This window comes from Mycobacterium sp. E2733 (assembly GCF_001667585.1).
In the GTDB taxonomy this organism is placed as follows: Bacteria; Actinomycetota; Actinomycetes; order Mycobacteriales; family Mycobacteriaceae; genus Mycobacterium.
Genome location: NZ_LZJZ01000015.1, coordinates 1 through 17,141, shown reverse-complemented (window position 1 = coordinate 17,141; position 17,141 = coordinate 1). Strand labels below are relative to the sequence as shown.

General features: G+C 66.6%; 14 protein-coding genes and 1 pseudogene. 5 read left to right on the top strand and 10 right to left on the bottom strand.

From position 1 onward, the window contains the following. Nucleotides 1-4: 4 nt before the first annotated feature. Nucleotides 5-325 (bottom strand): hypothetical protein, encoded by a 321-nt coding sequence (locus tag A5678_RS02330; protein WP_231983554.1) that lies wholly within the window; start codon nucleotides 323-325, stop codon nucleotides 5-7. A 201-nt stretch (nucleotides 326-526) separates the two neighbouring features. Beyond that, the gene (locus A5678_RS02325; protein ID WP_068037828.1) at nucleotides 527-1,765 is read right to left on the bottom strand and encodes a cytochrome P450; all 1,239 of its coding nucleotides are present in this window, start codon (nucleotides 1,763-1,765) and stop codon (nucleotides 527-529) included. Nucleotides 1,766-2,018: 253 nt separating this feature from the next. Here A5678_RS02325 and A5678_RS02320 point away from each other — a divergent pair, with 253 nt between their 5' ends. Continuing rightward, nucleotides 2,019-5,267: a LuxR C-terminal-related transcriptional regulator gene (locus A5678_RS02320; RefSeq protein ID WP_068038203.1), complete on the top strand. Its 3,249-nt coding sequence runs from the start codon at nucleotides 2,019-2,021 to the stop codon at nucleotides 5,265-5,267. On the opposite strand, the gene A5678_RS02315 is transcribed toward A5678_RS02320, so the two are convergent. From A5678_RS02315 to A5678_RS02290, 6 genes are all read right to left on the bottom strand, one after another. After that, entirely contained in the window at nucleotides 5,258-6,586 is a 1,329-nt protein-coding gene (locus tag A5678_RS02315) for an SRPBCC family protein (RefSeq protein ID WP_068037826.1), read from the bottom strand. The two genes, A5678_RS02320 and A5678_RS02315, sit on opposite strands and share 10 nt — an antisense overlap. A 10-nt stretch (nucleotides 6,587-6,596) precedes the next feature. After that, nucleotides 6,597-8,369: an amidohydrolase family protein gene (locus A5678_RS02310; protein WP_068037823.1), complete on the bottom strand. Its 1,773-nt coding sequence runs from the start codon at nucleotides 8,367-8,369 to the stop codon at nucleotides 6,597-6,599. 116 nt (nucleotides 8,370-8,485) lie between these two features. Beyond that, nucleotides 8,486-9,622, bottom strand: coding sequence for a phosphotransferase (locus A5678_RS02305; protein ID WP_068037821.1), 1,137 nt, complete (start codon nucleotides 9,620-9,622; stop codon nucleotides 8,486-8,488). 111 nt (nucleotides 9,623-9,733) lie between these two features. Next, nucleotides 9,734-10,354 carry a TetR/AcrR family transcriptional regulator gene (locus A5678_RS02300; RefSeq protein WP_068037818.1) on the bottom strand — a complete coding sequence of 207 codons (621 nt, stop codon included), beginning with the start codon at nucleotides 10,352-10,354 and terminating at the stop codon, nucleotides 9,734-9,736. Nucleotides 10,355-10,443: 89 nt separating this feature from the next. Then, nucleotides 10,444-10,884: an ATP-binding protein gene (locus A5678_RS02295; protein ID WP_068037815.1), complete on the bottom strand. Its 441-nt coding sequence runs from the start codon at nucleotides 10,882-10,884 to the stop codon at nucleotides 10,444-10,446. A 59-nt stretch (nucleotides 10,885-10,943) separates the two neighbouring features. Then, the gene (locus A5678_RS02290) at nucleotides 10,944-11,321 is read right to left on the bottom strand and encodes an STAS domain-containing protein (protein ID WP_068037810.1); all 378 of its coding nucleotides are present in this window, start codon (nucleotides 11,319-11,321) and stop codon (nucleotides 10,944-10,946) included. Between the two features lie 437 nt (nucleotides 11,322-11,758). Between A5678_RS02290 and A5678_RS02285 the strand changes: the two genes are divergently transcribed. The 3 genes from A5678_RS02285 (at nucleotide 11,759) to A5678_RS02275 (ending at nucleotide 14,391) form a co-directional block, all read left to right on the top strand. Beyond that, on the top strand, nucleotides 11,759-12,808 hold the full coding sequence (locus A5678_RS02285) for a catalase family peroxidase (RefSeq protein WP_231983561.1): 1,050 nt from the start codon (nucleotides 11,759-11,761) through the stop codon (nucleotides 12,806-12,808). Then, nucleotides 12,805-13,383, top strand: a complete 579-nt coding sequence (locus A5678_RS02280; protein ID WP_082945350.1) for a cytochrome b — start codon at nucleotides 12,805-12,807, stop codon at nucleotides 13,381-13,383. Before A5678_RS02285 ends, A5678_RS02280 begins: the two co-directional genes overlap by 4 nt. 114 nt (nucleotides 13,384-13,497) lie before the next feature. Beyond that, the gene (locus A5678_RS02275; RefSeq protein ID WP_068037806.1) at nucleotides 13,498-14,391 is read left to right on the top strand and encodes a fructose bisphosphate aldolase; all 894 of its coding nucleotides are present in this window, start codon (nucleotides 13,498-13,500) and stop codon (nucleotides 14,389-14,391) included. Between the two features lies 1 nt (nucleotide 14,392). On the opposite strand, the gene A5678_RS02270 is transcribed toward A5678_RS02275, so the two are convergent. Further along, the gene (locus A5678_RS02270; RefSeq protein ID WP_068037804.1) at nucleotides 14,393-15,481 is read right to left on the bottom strand and encodes a DUF190 domain-containing protein; all 1,089 of its coding nucleotides are present in this window, start codon (nucleotides 15,479-15,481) and stop codon (nucleotides 14,393-14,395) included. A 910-nt stretch (nucleotides 15,482-16,391) separates the two neighbouring features. Between A5678_RS02270 and A5678_RS02265 the strand changes: the two genes are divergently transcribed. Beyond that, complete coding sequence (locus A5678_RS02265; RefSeq protein WP_068037801.1) at nucleotides 16,392-17,081, top strand: DUF732 domain-containing protein; 690 nt, start codon at nucleotides 16,392-16,394, stop codon at nucleotides 17,079-17,081. On the opposite strand, the pseudogene A5678_RS27730 reads toward A5678_RS02265, so the two are convergent. After that, nucleotides 17,070-17,141, bottom strand: a pseudogene (locus tag A5678_RS27730) (TetR family transcriptional regulator); the annotation flags it as partial. The gene A5678_RS02265 and the pseudogene A5678_RS27730 sit on opposite strands and share 12 nt — an antisense overlap.

Below are 17,141 nucleotides of genomic sequence, written 5' to 3'. Positions count from 1 at the left end.
CGGATCACAGAGGCGTGCCCTGCTCCGCCAGATTCAGCAGAACGTAAGCCATGCACATCAGGAGGTTCAACACCACCAGGACCAAGCCGGCGAACAACATCGAGCGGGTGCCCTGCCGCTTCAGCCGCTTGTATCGCGCGGCGCGCGTTTCACGGTCGAACCGCAGCGCTATCAGCGCGAAATTGACGTCCACTACTTCATCTGCCGCAAGCGGCGCACCCGCCAGCATCTCCTGCACGCGGTCGGGCGCCGTCCGGACGCCGACGCGCTCGAAGTTCTGGCACATTCGCCGCGCGCGTCGTCGCGCGAGTGGTTGATATCGCATCTGCAGATGATGCGCGAGTTGCCCTCTGTCGTCCCCCCACGGGTTTGACGGGGTCATCACGAAACGGATTCTAAATCGCATCGGGCCGATTACGGCGTGTCTACACGAATTATCTTCGTCGAGTGGCACTTCGTCGCGTCGTTGCGGGACGTCGGTAGGTCGAGGTACCCCGCGGATACCGCGCCCAGAGTACAGCCGGGCTCAGTGCGCGACATCGAATTCGATGGGCAAGGTGATGGGCCCGCCTAGCGCGTTCACCGGTTTCCAAGGGGCCGCACCGGTGCGGCGGGCGTTGGGCATGCGCCGCGTAATCACAATCAGCGCTTCGGCCAACTCGAGGCGGGCAAGGTTGGCTCCCAGGCAGTAGTGCATTCCGCCACCGAACGTCTGGATCGGTGGGGCACCTGTGCGGCTGATGTCGAGACGGTCGGGGTTGTCGCAGACGGCTGGGTCGCGGTTGGCCGCGCCGGTGTTGACGACGACTATTGTTCCGGCGGGGATCTTGATGCCGGCGAGTTCGACATCCTCGGTGGCGACGCGCAATGTGACGAATGTAATGGGTGAATGGCGTATGAGCTCACGGACGGCACTGACTGCGAGCTCTGGATGCCGGCCCAGGAGTGCCCATTGGTCGGGGTGATCGCACAGCGCGTGCACCGCGCCACCCAGTTGGAGGCGGGTGGTGTCGGTGCCCGCCATTAGTAGCGAGGCGACGAGCATGCGGAGTTCGTCGGTGCTGAGGCGATCGCCGTCGTCTTCGGCGCGTATCAGCTCGGAGATCAGGTCATCGGTCAATGTGTGGCGCCGCCGCGCGATCATGTCGTCGATGTAGGCGTCAAGGGCTGCCCAGGAGGCCAGGATCGTGGGTGTCTGGCTTTCCGCGTTCCAGCCGAAGGCCTCCAAGATGTCGTCGGTCCAGTCGGAGAACAGTTCCCAGTCCTCGGGTGGTGCGCCAAGTAGCGCGCAGATGACCGGAATCGGATATTGGCGGGCGATGTCGGTGACCACGTCGCAGTGGCCCTTGGCGCTGTGGCGGTCAACGAGTCCGCTGATGATGTCGATGATCGTCGTGCGCAGCCGTTCGGTCGCCCTGGGGGTGAAGGCTTTGGAGACCAGGCGGCGCAGCCGGTGATGCTCTTGGCCGTCGAGACTGAGGATGTTGGTGGCAAGGCGGTCCCATAGTGGGCCGCTGGTGATGCCTTGCGCGGCAAGGAACATCCCTTGTGGCACCCGGAATCGCGGGTCGCGGAGCGCGGTGTGCACGAGATCGTAGGTCAGCAGCTCGGGCCCGTATGGCCCGATCGCGATCGGCGCGTTCTCGCGGGCCGCACTGATGATCGCGTGGGCTTCGTCGGGATGCTGGGCATCCCCGTAGTTGATCGTCGGTAGCCCGGCGTCGAAAACGCTCGGGCAACTCGATCGGTCGACGGCGGTGGTCATGGCGTTCCTCCTGATCGGACCTCGTCCCCTCGACAATGCGATTTGCGGAGTGACACTCCATCGGGGAGAACTCGGAAAAGGGCGGTCCATTCTCTGACCCGCGATCCCGGCTGCCACTGGGCGGTGGCGTAGTGGGCTTGGGCAAACCGACTGGTCAGCGGCGACGGGTTACGAGATTTCCCTGATGTTTGCGACGCTCGGGCCCGCGATGCTGGCTAGCATGACCGAAACTGATCAACGGAGTGAGTTGGGCGTGAGCGAGCTGCCGACCGGGACGGTGACGCTGCTGCTGGCCGATGTCGAGGGCTCGACCCGGCTGTGGGAGACCAAACCCGAGGATATGACGGCTGCCGTCGCTCGGTTGGACCGCACGCTTACCGACCTGTTGGCCGTATATGGCGGGGTGCGGCCGGTCGAACAGGGTGAGGGCGACAGCTTCGTTGTCGCGTTCGCCCGGGCGAGCGAGGCGGCTGCCTTCGCTTTGGAGTTGCAGCGTGCGCCGTTGTCGCCGATCCGATTACGCATCGGATTGCACACCGGCGAGGTTCAGTTGCGCGATGAAGGCAACTACATCGGTCCGACGATCAACAGGACTGCCCGGCTGCGCGATCTCGCGCACGGAGGCCAAACAGTGCTGTCCGGCACCACCGAGGATTTGGTCGTCGACGCGCTTCCGCTAGACGCGTGGCTGACCGATCTCGGCAGGCACGAACTTCGCGGCGTCGCCCGTCCCGAACGGGTGATGCAGCTGTGCCACCCGGATATCCGCAACGACTTCCCGCCGCTTCGGACGAAAGCCGTTGCCGCTGAGCATTTGCCGGTACAGCTGACGAGTTTCGTCGGCCGCGGCACGGAGATCGATGACGTGCGCGAGATTTTGGCCGCCAATCGGTTGGTGACCTTGACCGGCACGGGAGGTGTGGGCAAAACCCGGCTCGCTATACAGGTAGCGGGCCAGATCGCCTCCGAGTTCGGCGATGGTGTGTGGTACGTCGACCTGGCTCCGATCGCCGACCCCTACTTGGTGCCGGTTGCGATGACCGATGCCCTCGGCCTCGTGGATCAGCCAGGTCGCTCCACTACCGACATGGTCACGCGGTTCGTAGGAGAGCGCCGGATGTTGGTGCTGCTCGACAACTGTGAGCATCTTTTGGACGCCGTCGCCGAACTGGCCACCGCCGTACTGAGCGCCTGCCCGGAACTGACGCTGCTGGCAACGAGTCGTGAGCCGATCGGGGTGGCCGGCGAGGTGATTCGGCGGGTGCCGTCCCTCTCTTTGGAGGACGAGGCCATCGAGTTGTTCGTCGACCGGGCCCACCGGACGAGATCCGATTTCACCATGACCGAAGACGCCGTCGATACAGTAAGGGAGATTTGCCGTCGCATCGACGGCATGCCGCTGGCCATCGAACTGGCCGCGGCCCGAGTGCGGGCGTTGTCGCTCGAAGAGATCGTCACGAGCCTGAATGACCGGTTCCGGTTGTTGACCGGAGGGGGGCGCACCTCGGTCCGCCGCCAGCAGACATTGCGCGCTTCGGTCGATTGGTCGCACGCGTTGTTGACCGAATCCGAGCGTGTGTTGTTCCGACGGCTCGCGCCGTTCATGGGCGGATTTGACCTCTCCGCCGCCCGAGCCGTCGCCGGCGGCACCGAGGTGGAGCGCTACCAGGTGCTCGATCAGCTCACGTTGCTGGTGGACAAGTCGCTGGTGGTGGCGGACAACACCGGCGGTCGAACGCGGTATCGGCTGCTAGAGACCGTGCGCCAGTACGCCTTGGAAAAGCTCGGGGAGTCCGGTGACGCCGACACCGTGCGCTCACGTCACCGCGACTACTACACGGCCGTAGCCGCCCAGCTTGATGCGCCGGCGGCCACAGGCCACCAGCGACGCGTCGAGCAAGTAGAAACCGAGATCGACAATTTACGGGCCGCTTTCGCCTGGAGCCGGGACAACTTTGACATTGAGCCGGCATTACAGATGGCGTCGTCATTGCAGCCTTTGTGGCTAACTCGGGGACGGCTGCGCGAAGGGCTGAGTTGGCTCGATTCGGCACTGGTCGACCTTGACACCGTTGACCGCGGCGTCGCGCCTGCGGTGCTGGCGCGAGCGCTGGCCGACGCGGCTCTGCTCGACGGCTGGGTGGGCGTGCCCGAGCGTAAGGAGCAAGCCAACGAAGCCCTGGCCATCGCTCGTCAACTGGACGACCCCGCCTTGCTGCTCCGCGCCCTCACCGCCTGCTGTGGTACAGCCGCCTTCGATGCCGAAGAAGCGGCAACCTACTTCGCCGAGGCCATCGAGCTGGCACGGGCCCTGGAGGACAAATGGAGGCTGAGCCAGCTGCTGGGCTTTCAGGCGTACGCGGCGATGATGGCCGGCGATGCGAGAGCCGCGCTAGCTGCCGGGGAAGAAGGACGCGACCTAGCCGATGCGATCGGTGACCGGTTTGCCTCGGGGCAGTGCCGCGTGTGGGGTATAGGCGGGGCGCGCGCGGTGTTGGGCGACCTGGCCGGCGCCGAAGTGGGGTTACGGGAGTCGATTGCCGACGCCGATGCGGCCGGCGACCCGTTGTGCAGGTTTAACGCACTCATCACGATGAGCTTCAACCTTGGGTGGCAGGGCAAGACGGCCGCGGCGCGAGCTGCAGCGGAGGCCGCCATCGAGTCCGCCGACGAGCTCGGAACGGTGATCGAGGGACTCGGCTATCTGACGTTGAGTAACGCACACCTGGTCGGCGGCGACGTCGCGGCCGCCAAGGACGCGCTTACACAGGCCTACGGCCGCCTACCGGACGTCGGGTTTCTGATGACGAACATGGGATGGAGAGCCGAAACCGAGCTTGCGGCAGGCAATGTCGTTGCGGCTCGGCCCTCCGCCGATCAAGCCGTGTCGGCGACCGCCGGATTCTTCCGGATGAAGGCGCTGATTGTCCGTGCTCGGGTGGCGTTCGCCGAGGGCGACGCGGAAGCGGCGGAGCGTGATCTGCAAGAGGCGCTCGCATGCGCAAACGACATCGGAGCTCAGCTGGGTGTGCCCGACATCTTCGACCTTCTTGCTCGGCTCGCCGCGCATGCCGAAAGCTACCGCGAGGCGGCCCGGTTTCTCGGCGCGGCGGAGGCCCTCCGGAAGCGCACCGGCGAGGTGGCGTATGAGATCTACCGCGCCGACCGCGAAGCGTCGGACGCCACACTCCGGGATGCTCTGGGCCAGAACGACTTCGACACCGCATATGCCGAGGGCGCCGCGTTGGTGACCAAGGAAGCGATCGCCTACGCCCAGCGCGGCCGCGGCGAACGCAAACGCCCGTCTACCGGCTGGGCTTCGCTCACCCCTACCGAGCTGGATGTCGTCCGGCTCGTCAGTACGGGCTTGGGCAACAAGGACATCGCCGCAAGGCTTTTCATTTCACCACGCACCGTCGAAACCCACCTCACGCACGTCTACACCAAGCTTGGTCTTTCTTCCCGCGTCCAACTCGCCCAAGAGGCGGCACGTCACGATTGAGCGCTCATCCGCTCAGACTGGGGTAGGTCCAGATAACGCTCCAGGTTGCGGTGCATGTTGATGACGCGCCGTTCCTCGCTGGACAACACCAGATGGGTGAAACCCGGCTGATGCATGCCGCGCTGCAGGCCCGCGAGCACCTGGATGTCCTGGGTGAGCACGACGCCGGGCTCGGCCTCACCGGCGGTGACCCGGACATCCGTCGGCTTGGCGCGCGCGGCGCCCGGCGGCACCCGCGTGTTCAAGAACATGACCAACTCGCCCCTATCGGGATCCGGGCCGGGGCGCGAGCACATGACCGTCAGGTGATCGGCGTTGGCCAGCAGGGTCATGTTCGGGAAGACGTTGTACTGGTGGAGGCGGGTGATCCGGTCCGTGTCGGCCCAATCGAGGTCCACCCCGCGGGTGGCGGCGAATGCCCTGGTGTACGCGGCGATCAGGTCCTGGACCGTCTGCCCGGGCCGGCGTTCGCCGCTGGGAAAAGGGGTGCCTTCGGCGGCGCCCATGAGCGCCCCCTGCGTGTAAACGTAGGCGTCCCAAACCTCTTCGTCGCTCAGCGCCCCGTCGAAGCGTGGACTCTGCACGCCGTAGGGTTGGTCGGACTTTCCGGTGTGACCCCAGATCTGTTGGGGCGCATGGATGTCGTCGACACAACGCAGCAATTCCGGGTGCAGCGTCTGAATGTGGTAGGTCTCGCTGTAGCCGTCGGCGATCGTCTTCCAGTTCGCGTCGACCTCCACGGTCAGCGTGGCATAGCAGCGGAAGTCGCTCAGCCGGCACCAGGCGATGTCCCCGGGCAACGCCTCCAGGTACTCGGCCAGCGGCATCGCCTCGAGGTCGAGATTGACAAAAACGAGTTCCTCCCAGGTATCCACCCGGACCGGCACCAGCGGGAAGTCGGACATTTTCAGCGACCCGAAACCCTTGCGGTTGGGCACCCGCTTGAGCATGCCCGCCAAATCCCAGGTCCACCCGTGATAGCCGCACTTGAGCTCCCGCAGGCCCGAACCGGAGCCCACGCAGACCGAGTTGCCGCGGTGGCGGCAGGCGTTCTGGAAGGCGCGCAGCACCCCGTCGTCACCGCGCACGATCAGTACGCCGTATGGGCCGCAGCGGTATTCGAAGTAGTCGCCCGGCTCGGCGACGTGGCCGACCATGCAGGCGAGCTGCCAGACCTTCGGCCACATCCGTTCGACCTCGAGCGCGGCGAACTCGGGCGAGTAATACCGCTGCGCCGGCACCAGGGTGGGGCTTTCCGGCGGAGTGCCGATGGCGTCCTCGTCGCGGCTGCGGGTCGGGTTGCCGGCGGGCGCGTTCATACCCGGAGCCTTAACGCGCTCCGCGCACCAAACGCCCCGGACGCGCCCCGGTGTCGACGTCGTCGCGCCGGGTCACGGTACCGCTCACGACCATGGCCGCATATCCGCTGGCTCCCTGTAGGATCCGGTTGCCTCCGGCGGGCAGGTCCCACGCCATCGCCGCGGGATGCAGGGTGAGGGCGTCCATGTCAATGACGTTGATGTCGGCCTTCTTGCCCGGTTCGATGGTGCCGCGATCGGTGAGGCCGAAGAGGTGGGCGGTGTCGCGGGCCTGCTTGCGGATCACGTATTCCAGCGACAGCTTCTCGCCGCGGCGGCGGTCCCGCGCCCAGTGGGTCAGCAGGAACGTGGGATACGAAGCGTCACAGATCATTCCGCAGTGGGCGCCGCCGTCGGACAGGCCGAGCACCCCGGCGGGGTGCAACAGCATCTCGCGGATGGCATCGCAGTTGCCGTCGGCGTAGTTATAGAGCGGCAGCATCAGCATGGCGGTCGCGTCCGACTCGAGCATCAGGTCGTAGAGGGTGGACAGCGGGTCCTCGCCGCGGGCCTTGGCGATGGCAGCGACGGTGCGGTCCGGGGTGGGCTCGTAGTCGGGCGGATCGCCGAGCGCGTACAGCCGGCCGAGCGAGTGCTGAACCAGGGCGAACATGCCGTCGAACAACAGGGTCGGGTCGGGCGGCAGGTCGTCCTCGGACAGGATCGCGGCCTTCACCGCGGGGTCGGCCAGGCGCTGCGCGAGTTCCTCGCGGCTACATTCGGCCTGCAGCCGGCGGTAGGTGGGCCGGTGGCTGAAGCCGTGGTGGCCCTGGAATCCGATCATCATGCCGAAGGGGCGCGCGGCGATCTGGGGGTACAGGCGGGCGCCCGCCGCGTGCGCGTCCGCGGACAGATCCAGCATCTCGCGCCACAGGTTCGGGTCGGCGTCGACCTGGATGAGGGCGAACGACACCGGACGGTCGATCTCGGCGCCCAACCGGCGCATCCACTCCAGTTCCTTCTTGGGGGCGACGATGTCCTCGCCCGCGGCGCCCTGGGGGGCGAGCTCGAACACCGCTTGCCCGCCGGCGGCCATGGCCCGCCCGAGGCCGAACAGTTCATCCTCGGCCGCGTAGGTGCCGGGGACCGGTTCGCCGTCCATGGCGCGGTGCCCCATCGTGCGGGAGGTGGAGAATCCGAGCGCGCCGGCCTCGATCGCTTCCCGTACCAGCCGGCCCATCGCCTCGATGTCGTCGGGGGTAGCCGGCTCGTTGCGGGCGCCGCGCTCGCCCATCGCATACGCGCGGATGGCGCCGTGGGCGACCTGGCTGCCGACGTCGACGGCGAACTTGTGCTTGCCGATGGCGTCGAGGTACTCGGGGTAGGTCTCCCAGCCCCAGGTGATGCCCTCGGTGAGCGCGGTGCCGGGGATGTCCTCCACGCCTTCCATCAGCTCGATCAGCCACTGCTCGGTGCCGGGCCGGACCGGGGCGAAGCCGACGCCGCAGTTTCCGGTGACCACCGTGGTGACCCCGTGACCGCTCGACGGTTCGAGGAGGCTGTCCCAACTCACCTGGCCGTCGTAGTGGGTGTGGATGTCGACGAAACCGGGGGCCACCACCCGCCCTGTGGCGTCGATGGTTTCGGAGGCTTCAGCCGTCTGCAGGCCGCCCATCGCGGGGTCAGCGGCGGCGCGGCGGACGACGTCGACGATCTTGCCGTCCTTGATGCCGACGTCAGCGCGGTAGCGCTCCGCGCCGGTGCCGTCGACGACGGTGCCACCGATGATCTTCAGGTCGAACATGAGACTCTCCTTGCCGCCAGGGGCTGAAGACGCAAAAGACCCGCAGCATTACGCTACGGGAGGTAGCGTAACTCTTGCTGCGGCCACCGCAATAGGTTCGGCCTAACTTGCGTGCCTCAGAGGGAACTCTTCAGCGCCGCGACCGTTTCCAGATCGTCGAGCGCCGCGACGCCGCGCCGAAGCCCTTCGATGGCGATGTCTTCGACCTGCATGCCGCCCATGCCCGCGGTGATGAGCGGCGCCACGTACGCGTAGAGCGCGGCCTGGCGGAAGCGCAGCCACAGTTCGTCGCGGTCCAGTTCGGGCCCGCCGGCCGCGGCGAGCGAGCGGCGGTAGTCGTCGAGTAACTCGCGCTGGGTCGCCCGGCGATCTTCGGGGGTGAGGCTGGTGATCAGGGTGTAGGCCAACTCGCGCGACGGGTGCCCGCGCCGAACCGCCTGCCAGTCCAGCAGTCCGGCCTTGCCGCCGTGGAAGTACATGTTGCCGGGATGGGCGTCGCCATGCATGACGGTGTGCGGGGGAGTGTCGATGAGGGCGGCGACGGCCCGGTAGTTGTCGGCAATGAAACGACCGCTGTCGACCGGGATCTCGGTGCGCTCGGCAAGTCGCTTGATCGAGGCGTGCATGAGCGAGCCGGTCAGCAAGGAGGTGACGTCGCCGGATGGCGTGTAGAGCCAGCCCAGCGGACCGCGTCGGTCGCGGGGGAGTCGTTGCCAGAAGGTGGCGTGCAGGTCGGCGAGCAGCTCAACCATGAGGCTGGCCTGCTCGGGCGAAAGCGGGTGCAGGGTGTCGGGGAACTCGCATGCCTCGGCGGGCAGGTCCTCCAGCACCAACAGGTAGCGCCCCGTCCACGAATCGAACGCCGCGCCGTAGGCATACGGGGCGCCGACGACCTGCGGCGCGAGCTGGCGGTAGAACCGGACCTCCGTATGCCCGAGCCGGCCCAACTCACCCATCAGCCGGGTCGCCGCCGTCTTCGCCGCGAGCTTGACGAACACCGAGTCGGGGACGTTCTTCCCGGTCAGGACCAGCCGCGCGCGCGACGATGTCCCAGCGTCGCTGCCCAGGACACGGACCGATCTGACGGTGGTGCCCATCACCTTGGAGAGCACCGCCGCGTCGATGTCTTCCACCCGCCGGGGCAACCCCAATCGGCCACCGACCACCGCGTCGGTGGCCACGCGGCCCACTCCCCGGCCGAGGTGAGCGGCCAAGCCGAGGGCCGAAAGAGCCTGCGCCAGAGGGTTATTCATAGCCGTCCGTTTCTAGGTGAGGACGTGTCACCCGCACCGCGAGCCGTTCGGACGTCGCGGCACGGGGTCAGACAAAAATACCCGAACGTCTGAATATCAGACAATACGTCGTTATTGTCTGATCTGCGGCACCAGCGCCCTCACCACGAACTGCTCGACGAACTGCCGCTTGTCGGCGGCCGGGCGGTACCGCCACGAGGGCGCCAGGAGAAACAACGTGGTCGCGTGCAGCCATTGGACGACCGACCGCGGGTCGACATCGGCGTGCAGGCGGCCCGCCGCCTTCCACCGATCCAGCAGCGGTTGGTAGTGCCGCAATAGCGTCTCCACGATGGGCTCCGAACCCCTCTCGAGGGCCGTCGCCACAGCGGTGCTCTCGGCAGCGAACAACGCCTCGTTCAGTGGGTCGCCGTCGACCGACTCGACCCGGGCCAGGACCATCTCGGGCACAGACCGGACCGGATCGTCGGGAGCGGCCAGCGAGCGGACCAACTCGTCGAGTGCGTGGTCGACCCGCATCAGCATCAGGCCCAGCAGGACGTCATCGCGGCCGGGAAAATACCGGTAGACCGTGGACCGTGATACCCCTGCCTCGTCGGCCACCTCGCCCATCCGGAACTGAGTGTTGCCGCGCTGCACAATGCAGCGGGCCGCGGCGTCCAGGATGCGCCTGCGGGCCTCCTCGTCGTCGAGGATCGCGCGGTCGTCGCCCCACCGGCGACTCGGTTCCATCGCGCAGATGTTACGGGGTCCGTTCTGCATAACAGCGGATTCCGTTGCGAATAAAGCACATCGGGACGCATGCCACGTAGGGCGCGGATTCAAGCGCTTGGGCGTCGTGTCAGATCGGTCCAGGTCAAGGTGACGCGGGTTCCGCGCGGCGTGCGGTCGATGCTCACTTCGTCGGCAAGTGTCTCCATCAACGGGATACCGCGCCCACGGAGCTGCTGCTGGTATCGGGCCGGAACCTTCTGACGCCAACGGCCGCGATCGTCGACGATGACGGACAAAGTGTCGGACGGCCCGTCATAGGCCGCGCTCACATCCAGCGTCCCGCGCTGTGGGGTCTCGCAGTAAGCGAATTCCGCGGCGTTGGCTATGGCTTCGTTTACCGCCAGCAGGACGTCACTGAACCGGTCGGAACCGAGAGTGAAATGCGTTTCGAGCCAGGCCCCGAACTCGGCACGGGCCCGAGCGGCGCTACGCGGGTCGGCGGCGACCCGATTCCGCGCGAAGCGGGATCGGTTATCGGTATTCGACACGCCATGCGGTTGAGGATCAGAGCGCCCCATCGTTTCCAGTTGTGCCCCCATCTCGAGGTTCACCCACCAGCAATGCCGCTCAGTGCGTCGTCAAGCGAGCTGTAGAGTGCGAGCACGCTGTCGATTCCCATCAGTTTGATCGGTCTGCTCGTGGCCGAGCCATTGGCAACGACCGCGAATTTCGTCGGCGGCTGGGTCTCGGCCTGCGCCGTGACGAGCACGGTCATCCCGGCTGACGCCAAGAAGTCCACTTTCGACAGGTCAACGACTAGCGCGGCGGGCTTGGTCGCCATCGCGGTCTGGATCGCCTCGGCCAGGTGCGGCGAGCTGAGCATGTCCACTTCACCCGAAACGGTCAGCACGACCGCCTCGTCTACCTGCTGTTTTCCTACTGAGAAAGCCGTCGGATCGATTGGATCGTTGGTTAGTTCGCCCATGGTCTATCACTCACATTCGGTCCCAGGCGGGACACTGTTAGCTCATAAAATAGCTACTGCCAACCCCGGGGGCTGCTTGTTCAACCCCACGGAAAGCGCTTGCCCTTCGGAGGAGAGACACTCCGTCGATCCGCGCCCTAGCTACAGATGCAGCCGCAAGTTGTTTATTCGATGGTATGACACGCGGCGAACCACACCCAAAACGAGTGAACGAATCGCGCCGGCGTGACGTCCTGTGAGTGTGTGCGACGCCCCCCGTGAAAGTCGCGCATGGCATTCGCCCATGCGTGAACCGCCTCCACCGAATTCGTGTCCAGCCTGGGCTTCATGGCCTGCACAAACGCGGGAGGACGGTCGGCGTGGAGCCCGGTGATCGCGATGCCCAGCGGGAAGACCCGCAGGCCGAGGTCGAGCCCACCGGGCCCCGTGCGGACGCAGTGACACGGCGGCGCGCATTGGTGGGCATCGGAGCGGTGGCCGGCATCGCCGCAGTCGATGTCGGTGGCTTCGCCTATGCGGGCGGCTGGCTGCGGCCCGACGCGCTGACGCCGCCCCGGTTCGCCGACCGCTTCGAACACGTCTACGGACGCCACGACGGATTTCGCCGGAATCACGCCAAGGGGCTCAGCGCGGTCGGCACGTTCGCGAGCACCGGGGCAGGGGCGGCGATCTGCCGGGCCGCGGTCTTCCGGCCCGGGAGCGTGCCGGTGATCGGGCGGTTCTCCCTGTCGGGTGGCCTCCCGGATCAGCCCGATGCGCCCGCCACGGTCCGCGGACTCGGCCTGCTCTTCCAGGGCCCCGACGGCCAGCAATGGCGCACCGCGATGGTCAACATCCCCGTCTTCCCGGACAGCACGCCGCAAGGGTTCTACGACCGGCTCCTCGCGTCCAGACCCGTGGCCGGGACGGGCAAGGCGGACCCGGAGAAGATGGCCGCCTTCCTCGATCGCCATCCCGAAACGGTCGCGGCGATGAAGTTGATCAAACAGGCCGCGCCGAGCGCGGGGTTCGCCGACAGCGCGTTCTACGGTCTGAATGCATTCCGGTTCACCAACGGCTCCGGCGCGACGGTTCCGGTGCGCTGGGCCGCCATTCCGCAGGAACCGGCGGGCGCCCAGGTGCCGGCGGCCGGCAAGGACTACCTGTTCGACGACCTTGTCCGCGCGGCCGCGCGGCGACCACTGAGTTGGCGGCTCGTACTCACGGTCGCGGAGCCGGGTGACCCGACCCACGACGCCACGAAACCCTGGCCGCGGTCGCGCCGCACCGTCGACGCCGGCACCATCACCATCACGGCGGTACAGACCGAGGCGCCCGGAAACGCCCGCGATATCAACTTCGACCCGCTGGTGCTGCCGGACGGCATCACGACTTCCGACGACCCGCTGCTGGCCGCGAGATCGGCGGTATATGCCCGCTCGTTCACCCGCCGCGCCGAGGAACCAAAGTCTCCCAGCGAAGTCGACGTCTCCCGGGTGCTCCGGTGAAGGAAGGCACCGCCGCGACCCGGTTCGCGCTCCCGTCCCGCCTGCTGCACTGGCTGATGGCGCCGATGGTCGTCGCGCAGCTGCTCATAGGCGTCACCATGGTCGCAGCGCTGAGCTACTACCCGCTGCTGCTGACCATCCATCGGCCGCTGGGCGTGCTGATTCTGGTGTTCGCCGTGGTGCGGCTGGCGAATCGGCTCGGGCACCGCCCCCCACCGTTTCTGTCCACCATGAGCGGCGCCGAACGACGCATCGCCACGTGGTCGGAATACCTGCTCTACGCACTGTTGCTGGTGCAGCCCCTGACCGGGTGGGCCATGCTGTCGGCGGCACGGTACCCGGTCACGCTGATCGGGCGGCTGCGGCTGCCCGGCATCGCGCCGCACAGCATCGATGTGTTCGCGGTGCTGCGCGAGTGCCACGGCGCCCTGGCGTTATTGTTGTTCCTGACATTCACAGCCCACATGTGCGCGGTGCTCTTTCATACGCTCGTTCTGCGCGACCGGCTCCTTGATCGCATGGCGCTGTGGCGCGTCGGACCCAGCGCAGCGCAGCCAGACCAGGCCGAGCTGTAACGACCTGCGTCCCAAAGCTCTGATCGGGCGAATATGATCGGCACGGTTAGCGCAGGGTGCTGAGCACCGTAGGCGCCGTGACCATACGGAACCACGAAGGAGTGGAGAACTTCCATGCCGAACGAGAAGCAAGCGGACCGGATGACGTCGGGGAAGGGATTCATCGCGGCGCTCGACCAGAGCGGCGGCTCGACGCCCAAGGCGCTGCGCCTCTACGGCATCCAGGACGACGCGTACTCCTCCGAAGAGGAGATGTTCGACCTCATCCACCAGATGCGCTCGCGGATCATCACCTCCCCGGCGTTCACCGGTGACCGCGTCCTGGCCGCGATCCTGTTCGAGCAGACCATGGACCGCGAGATCGAGGGCACCCCGTCGACCACCTATCTGTGGGACACCAAGGGCGTGGTGCCCATCCTCAAGATCGACAAGGGCCTGGCCGAGGCGTCCGACGACGTGCAGCTGATGAAGCCGATTCCAGGACTGGACGAGCTCCTGGAGCGCGCCGTGATCAAGGGCGTCTTCGGCACCAAGGAACGGTCGGTGATCGGTGGCGCCAACGCCAAGGGCATCGCCGCCGTGGTCGCCCAGCAGTTCGAGCTCGCCCATCAGGTGCTCTCGCACGGCCTGGTGCCCATCATCGAGCCCGAGGTCACCATCTCGATCTCGGACAAGGCCGAGGCCGAGGGCATCCTGCGCGACGAGATCACCAAGCAACTCGAGAACGTGCCCGATGGTCAGCGCGTGATGCTCAAGCTGAGCCTGCCCACCGAGGTCAACTTCTACCGCCCCCTGATCGAGCACCCGAAGGTGATGCGGGTGGTCGCGCTCTCCGGCGGCTACTCCCGCGAGGAGGCCAACGAGCTGCTGGCGAAGAACACCGGGCTGATCGCCAGCTTCAGCCGCGCACTGACCGAGGGGCTCACCGTCGACCAGTCCGACGAGCAGTTCAACGCCACGCTGGACAAGGCGATCCAGTCGATCTACGACGCCTCGGTCGCCGGCTGAGCTAATAGCGGTGGTCGGCCATGCGGGGCGGGCCGTCGCCGGCGTCACGTTCGTCCGACACCAGCGCGGGCACCATCTCGCTCGTCACCAATCCCTCGTCGCGCGTCAATTCGTCGATCACGTCGAAGGATTCGGCGATATTGGCCGGGGTGTCGACGACGATGGTCACCACGGGGACGCGACGGCGCAGCGAGAGCAACCTGTCGCCGTGCGGTTGATGGTCGCCGTGGTAGCCCCAGATGCCCCGCACCACCGTCGCGCCGTCGGGTGCTTCGCGCTGACGGAGCCGCTGCACGATCGCGCGATGAATCGGCACCCCGCCGTGTAGAGCCGACTCGGACGTGTAGATCGTCAACTTCTGGAACAGCGGCAAACCGCGTTCGTCGACCCCCGGGAGGGCGTGCGGCCGTTCCAGGAGTTCGCCGTCGCGTTTGCACACTCGGACCCGCTCCAGCGTGACCATGGGTTGGCGCAGCCGCCCTGTCAGCTCCGGCAACACCCCTGCGATGCGCTCGCCCGATCCGACGGCGACGATCATCATCGGGACGTTGGCGTTACGACCGAAAAAGCGTGCACGGTGCCGCTGTCCGTCGGTGACGCCGTCGACCCCCAGCAGCACCGATGCGCCCGCTATCCGCCGCCGATGTAACAGATCGCAGACGGCGACGTAGGCGGGTGCGCCGTTGACACGTTCCTTGCGGCCGACATAGACGGTCAGCTTGACGGCTTCCCGCAATTCGTCGGGGAGTTGCAGCGGCGCCAGAGGTGCCCCGCCGTCGCGTAGCAGCCGCGCCCGCTCCAGGGTGACCAGGCCGCGCTGCTTGACGGCGAGCACCGGGTCGAGCACGGCCTCGACGTTCGTCTTGGTGTCGACCGCGATGATCGCGACGGGCGGATCCTCGGACAACGTCAGCGACTCGTCCGTCCTGAGGTGGCGCCCGGATCCGAAGCCGCCGATGCCTCGCAGCACCACGCCGCAGGCGATGCGATGCCGGGCATAAAGATCGAGCAGCACGTCGGAGACAAAGCCGTCGTCGGTCCGCCGGCGCTCGGCCAGGTAGGTGGTGAGCTTCAGGCAGTCTTCGTCCATGGCCGCTCCTAAGGCGTTGCGGTGCAGGAGTCTTCACGCGCCTTGCGGGCAACCGCTCCGCCGATGTTGTCCTGTCGCTTCGCGTTGATCTTACGCGCGGCTGTAGCCGGGAGCATGGCACCGCTGATCTGATCGGGTTGCCACTCAACGCTCCCTGGTAATTTTCGGCGCGGTGCCGCCGAAGACGGGCTGCTCAGTGCCGCGGTGGTTGTGCCCGGATGCGACGAACCTTGACGCGAAATGCGTTGCAGCACACTGGCGCCATGCTGAGCAGCGGCCAGCACGTCATTCGCCGGGTGGCCGCCGGCCCCGCAGCGCGGGCCGACATCGGCGAGTACACCGGTGCACTGAATGAGTCTTCGCAAGTACGCTTTTCGTGTACGGGATACTGCTGCGTTCGTTGGCTAACAGCCAGTTAGCAGCTGAAACTCAGGATATGCCCATGCCGCAGGCCGAACGCGGCGGTACGCTCAAGGCATGCCGTGTTCAAACGGCGTGCCCACTGCTGGAGGCAGCATCCAGCGGCTGTTGGGATCTGGCGGAATGAGCGAGGAGTACCCCGCCCAACTTTCCGGGTTGCCCTGCCGCGAAGCGCTCATGAGATTGGCCACTGACCCTTCCGTTGACGGCTGTCGCCGACGATTCGTCAGAATGGCGAATCCAGCGCTGTGGCATCCAAACATTCTGCGCGTCAACGATTGAGGCGAGTTCTACGGATAGTCGTGCATTCCGATCTGCTTCGTCGACGGAACTGCCGCCGCGAGCCAGGTGTGGGGCCGCTATCCGACCGGCATGCCAACGCTCGCTGATTTCGCCCACGCGCCGGAAACTGCCAGACGCCCACGCCCGCGGCGCAAATCACGATCCAAAGCCCGTCAGCTGACGGCACTGGCAGAAACGGAAACCTCTCATGTTCACCGGCATTACTGGCCACGTTGGCGCTCTGGTCGCCAGCATCCTGGTCCTTATCGGCGGCGCAACCCTGCGTGGTGGCGCAGCAACGGCCGACCCAAACCAGGACGAGCAGTTCAAGGCACTTCTCAACCAAGAGGACATTCCCGCCGAAGAAGGCGTACCAAGCCTCATCGACACCGCCCACAAAATTTGCCTCGTACTCGACCGCGGCATATCGGTGGACACCATCGTGGGCGCGATGCTGAACAATGCGTACACCCAGGATCCGGTCGAGCGTCTCTACCCTCTGGGCCGCCTCGAATCCACCATGAGACGATTCATCACCGCGTCAGTCGGGGCCTACTGTCCGCGAAATCAAAGCAAGATAGCTCCCGTCCTGGCTAATCCCGCGCCGGCATCAAATGGGCCGGCGCAGCCCGCGGCCGCGTATCTGCACAGCGCCGCGGGTGACCCGGGGCAGATACCCCCGAGCACTGAGCGCGCGGGACCACCACTCTTCATGGCAGGCGGCGCTTTCGGCGCCGGCCGCTACGTGCGCGAACCATCGGACGGTGACGCGCGCGGCACGGCCCTTGCCTCGCATACCAGAGCGCTTCCTTCCGGAGATATGACCCCGCCAACCCCACCGGAGATTCCGCCACCGCCCCCGGTGGCGCATCTGCGGACGCCGCCCCCGATCCGGTAGGGAGCCCCCGCGGCTGAGCCAGTCATCGAGGGCGATGCGCACGGTCGCCATGGCCAGCGC